Source organism: Sinomonas sp. G460-2 (assembly GCF_047759905.1).
Classification (GTDB): Bacteria; Actinomycetota; Actinomycetes; order Actinomycetales; family Micrococcaceae; genus Sinomonas.
This window is the reverse complement of sequence record NZ_JBKZWT010000305.1, coordinates 1-4,357: the sequence shown is the minus strand read 5'-3', so window position 1 is coordinate 4,357 and position 4,357 is coordinate 1. Positions and strand designations below refer to the sequence as shown.

Annotated in this window: 5 protein-coding genes; 3 read left to right on the top strand and 2 right to left on the bottom strand. The window is 69.5% G+C overall.

What is annotated here, in order from left to right:
- From ACLN58_RS18605 to ACLN58_RS18595, 3 genes are all read left to right on the top strand, one after another.
- Positions 1 to 879: carbohydrate ABC transporter permease (locus ACLN58_RS18605; protein ID WP_415856729.1), on the top strand; the 879-nt coding region annotated here is incomplete at its 5' end.
- 16 nt (positions 880 to 895) lie between these two features.
- Positions 896 to 1,828 (top strand): carbohydrate ABC transporter permease, encoded by a 933-nt coding sequence (locus ACLN58_RS18600; protein ID WP_415856728.1) that lies wholly within the window; start codon positions 896 to 898, stop codon positions 1,826 to 1,828.
- Between the two features lie 36 nt (positions 1,829 to 1,864).
- Positions 1,865 to 2,719 carry a metallophosphoesterase family protein gene (locus tag ACLN58_RS18595; RefSeq protein WP_415856727.1) on the top strand — a complete coding sequence of 285 codons (855 nt, stop codon included), beginning with the start codon at positions 1,865 to 1,867 and terminating at the stop codon, positions 2,717 to 2,719.
- A gap of 142 nt (positions 2,720 to 2,861) precedes the next feature.
- On the opposite strand, the gene ACLN58_RS18590 is transcribed toward ACLN58_RS18595, so the two are convergent.
- Entirely contained in the window at positions 2,862 to 3,674 is an 813-nt protein-coding gene (locus ACLN58_RS18590; protein WP_415856726.1) for a Cof-type HAD-IIB family hydrolase, read from the bottom strand.
- Positions 3,671 to 4,231 carry a YbhB/YbcL family Raf kinase inhibitor-like protein gene (locus ACLN58_RS18585; RefSeq protein WP_415856725.1) on the bottom strand — a complete coding sequence of 187 codons (561 nt, stop codon included), beginning with the start codon at positions 4,229 to 4,231 and terminating at the stop codon, positions 3,671 to 3,673. The genes ACLN58_RS18590 and ACLN58_RS18585 overlap by 4 nt, the downstream gene beginning before the upstream one ends.
- Positions 4,232 to 4,357 lie beyond the last annotated feature (126 nt).

Sequence of the window (4,357 nt, the reverse complement as noted above, 5' to 3'; positions counted from 1 at the left end):
CCGGGCCGCGCGTGGGTGCCGTACCTCTACGTCCTCCCCGCCGTGATCCTCCTGCTCCTGTGGACGTATTGGCCGCTCGTCCAATCGGCCGGGCTCTCGTTCCAGGACTGGAACCTCATCCCCACGCGGCCCAAGGTCTTCGTGGGCGTGCAGAAGTACGCGAAGGTCCTGAGCCTGCCCGAGCTCCACCAGGCGCTCCAGAACACCGTCATGTACATCGTGGCGTTCCTCGGCATCTCGGTCGCGTTGCCGGTCGTGTTCGCGCTCCTCTCCCGCCGGGTTCAGGGCAAGGCCCGCACGCTCTACCAGGCGCTCATCTTCGTCCCATTCCTCGTGACACCGGTCGCGACGAGCGCGGTGTGGCGCTGGCTCTTCGCCCCCGAGAGCGGAACGATCCCCGCGATCGCGGCGACCCTGGGGATGCCCATGGACAACGTCTTCCGCGACCCCAACGCGTCCATGGCGTCCGTGATCGTGATCGTCGGCTGGCAGATGCTCGGCTTCGGCGTCCTCGTGGTCTCGGCGGGCCTCGCGGGCATCAGCCCGGACTACGCCGCGGCCGCGTCGATCGACGGCGCCAACCAGCGCCAGATCACGTGGCGGATCATCCTCCCGCTGCTTTCGCCGTCGCTCGTGTTCCTCGCGCTCATGACCATCCCGCTCTCGGCGCAATGGACGTACCCGATCATCGACCTCGTGACCCAGGGCGGGCCGGGCAACTCCTCGACCAACATCTACTACCTGCTCTACCAATTCGGTTTCCGCAACTTCGACGCGGGCCTCTCCTCGGCCGCGGGCATGCTCTTCTTCGTCGGCTTCGGCCTCGTGGCACTCGTGTTCGTCGAGCTCTCCGAGAAGCTCAGCTTCCACGACAACTGATCAGAAGGACCCCACCGTGGCTTTCGTGCTCACCACTCCGCCCGTCCTGACTCCTTCGGCGCAGCCCGGCCCCGGCACGGCTCGCGAGACGACGGACGACGGCGCAGCCTCCTCCCAGCGCGGGCTCGCCGCCCGCGCGCGCCGCAAGGCCCTCGCGAGCCTGCCCGCACACGCCCTCCTCGCGGTCCTCGCGCTCGTGTCGATCTACCCGGTCTACTGGATGTTCGTCACGGCGTTCCGACCCAACGATGACGCGCTGTCCACGAACCCGCTCCCCGGACCCGTGAGCCTCGAGAACTTCGTGACGGTGTGGCGGCAGATCCCGATCGGCAGCATGCTCGCGAGCACGTTCGGCATGGCCCTGACCCTCGCGGCGGCGCAGCTCCTCGTGGCGATCCTCGCCTCGTACGGCTTCGCGCGGTGGAGCTTCCGCGGCAAGAAGGTCCTGTACCTCCTGTTCGTGGGCTCGTGGCTCGTGCCGTTCCAGGTCACGATGATCCCGAACTACCTGCTCGTTTCGCAGCTGGGCCTCCTCAACACCGTGGCCGGCGTCGTGCTCCCGCAGCTGTGCTCCGCGTTCGCGGTCATGATGCTGCGCCAGCACCTCGAGTCGTTCCCCAAGGAGCTCCTCGACGCGGCGCAGATGGACGGCCGTTCGTCGTGGCAGGCGCTGTGGCAGGTCGTCGTGCCGAACCTGCGCCCGGCCCTCGCGGCGCTCGCGATCATGCTGTTCATCAGCGCGTGGAACGAGTACCTCTGGCCCACGCTCATCATGCAGAAGTCCACGGCGCTCATCCAGGTTGGCATCCGCGCATTCCTCGGGGCCGAGGGCAACAACTGGGGCGCGATCATGGCGGCCAGCACGATCGCGTGCCTCCCCATCTTCCTCATCTACATCTTCCTCCAGCGCTACGTTGTGGACGCCTTCGTGCGCTCGGGGCTCAAGTAGCCACCCCCGTCCCCCACTGCACATCAGGAGAATGCCGTGAACACCCTCAAGATCGCCCAGATTTCCGACACCCACCTCGGCGCATCCGTCGAGTCGACGACGGCTGCGACGCGCAAGGTCATCGACTACATCGACACGGTGCTGCGCCCGGACTTCGTGGTCCACACCGGCGACGTCCAGGTGATCGATCCCGACAGCGCCGCTGACCGCAATCACGCGCACGGCCTGCTCTCCGGGCTGCGCACCCCGTACCGCGTGCTCCCCGGCAACCACGACATCGGCGAGCCCGCCGAGCACGCGTGGCAGGGCCAGGTCGTCACGTCGGAGCGCGTCGAGGCGTTCACGAACGTGTTCGGCCCCGCGCAGTGGCGCGTGGACGTCGGCGAGGTCACGCTCCTGGGCCTCAACAGCGAGCTGTTCGGCTCGGGGATCGACGAGGAGGCGCAGCAGTGGGAGTGGATCGAGGAGACCGTGGCCGGCATCGGCTCGGAGCGCCCGGTCCTGCTCTTCCAGCACAAGCCGATCTGGACGGTCGTCGAGAACAGCGACCACAACCTCGACATCCGCGAATCCGGCGCGCTCCTCCTCGAGCACCTCGAGCGCGTGAACCTCAAGTCCGTGGGCACCGGCCATCTCCACTGCTTCCGCACGAAGCAGCGCGGCGGCGCGCTTGAGGTCTGGGCCCCGAGCACGGCGTTCATGGCCGGCGCGGGCGACCTCGGTCTCGGCGACCCCGTGACTCAGCAGCTCGGCATCGTCGAGTACACCATCGAGGGCGGCAACGTCAGGGCGGAGCTCCTCCGGGTCCCCGGCGTCGACGACGCGCTCATGACCGAGCTCGAGGACGTCAAGGCGTCGGTGGAGGCCGTTCTCGCCGCCTCGGCCAAATAAGCCGCACCGATTCCGACCGGGACTGCACCGGCTTCGGCGGCGTGTCTTCGCGACGCGCCGCCGATTCTGCCTCTTCAGGGGTCAATCCCGGTCGGAATCCCGAGACCCGTTCGCCCCGCCGGCCACGCTCACGCTGCGCGGGCTACCCAGCCCGGCGCGCCTCGGCGAGCTTTCGCTCGAGAACCTGGGCGACGCCGTCGTCCTCGATCCCCGGGGCGTGCAGCGTTGTCGCGGCGAGCGCGCGCGGATGGCCCGACTGCATCGCGTAGCCCTCGCCGGCCCAGGTGAGCATTTCGACGTCGTTCGGCATGTCCCCGAACGCGACCACGTCCTGCGGCGGGATGCCGAGCGCGTGGGCGTACTCGGCCAGCGTCACGGCCTTGTTGACGCCGAGGGGACCCATCTCGAGCATCGTGACGTCGAGCGCCGAGTGCGTGATGGACACGAGGTGCGCCACGTGCGGCGCGACAGCGTGGAAGTAGTCCTCGGCGGAGTGGCCCTCGATCTTGGCCATGAACTTCACGACGTCGTCGGCCGCGACGAGGTCCTCGATCTCGCCCTGCCGCACGTGCTCGAGCTCGTGCTCGCGGCGGGCCTCGACGAAACCGGGTTCCATGAAGAACTCCGCGGGCGTCTCCGCCGCGAAGACCGACTCCGGGTACAGGCCGTGCACGATGTCGAGGACCTCGAGCACCGTGGCCCGCGCGATGGCCCGCGACGAGACGACGGCCATCGTCGCGAGGTCGAACACGAGGGCGCCGTTCGAGCAGATGACCGTCCCGGTGTGCTCGAGCTGCTCGCTCAGCGGCGTGAGCCAGCGCGCGGGGCGGCCCGTCACGAACACGACCGCGACCCCGGCCGCCTCGCACGCCTCGAACGCGCGGACCGTGCGCTCGGAGATGAGGCCCTCGCGGCTCAGGATCGTGCCGTCGATGTCGCTCGCGACGAGCCTCACGGGATCTCGAAGTAGCCGGTGAGCTGCGCCCGGCCGAGAGTGTGGAAGAACAGGTTGAAGCCGAGGAGCGCGGGCGACGCGTCGGGGACGATGTCGAGGCGCTCGACGTCGACGGCGTGCACCGTGACGATGTACCGGTGCGGGCCATGCCCCTGTGGCGGCGCGGCTCCCACGAAGCCCGCGTACCCGGCGTCGTTCCTGAGCTCGAAGGCCCCCTCGGGCAGGCTCGCCTCCGAATCGGCGGGGCCCATGCCGTCGGCGCTCCCGCCCGCGCCCTCGGGCAGCTCGTCCGCGGTCACGGGCAGGTTCGCAACGGCCCAGTGCCAGAAGCCGCTGCCGGTCGGCGCGTCCGGGTCGAGGACCGTCACGCAGTAGCTCTTCGTGCCCTCGGGCGCGCCGGACCACGCGAGCTGCGGCGAGAGGTCCCTGCCGCCGGGAACCTGGAAGAAGCCGCTCACCTGGTTCGCGCTGAGCGTCTCGCCGTCGGCGATGTCCGCGGACGTGACCGTGAACGGCTCAACCTCGGGGAGGTCGCTGTAGGGGTTGTGCTTGGCCATGGGGTCTCCTGCGGGTGGTAGGCGGCGGCAGCGACGGCCGCGGCAGCGGCTTGGTCAGAGCGGTAGGTTTTCCCTCAACTCGGCCCGGGTGGGCGGGTTGGCGCCCGGCCGGGAGACCGTCACGGC

What these genes read in the sequence shown, in the direction of transcription:
- ACLN58_RS18585 (WP_415856725.1), bottom strand. Translation starts at nt 4,231, where the DNA reads ATGGCCAAGCACAACCCCTACAGCGACCTCCCCGAGGTTGAGCCGTTC.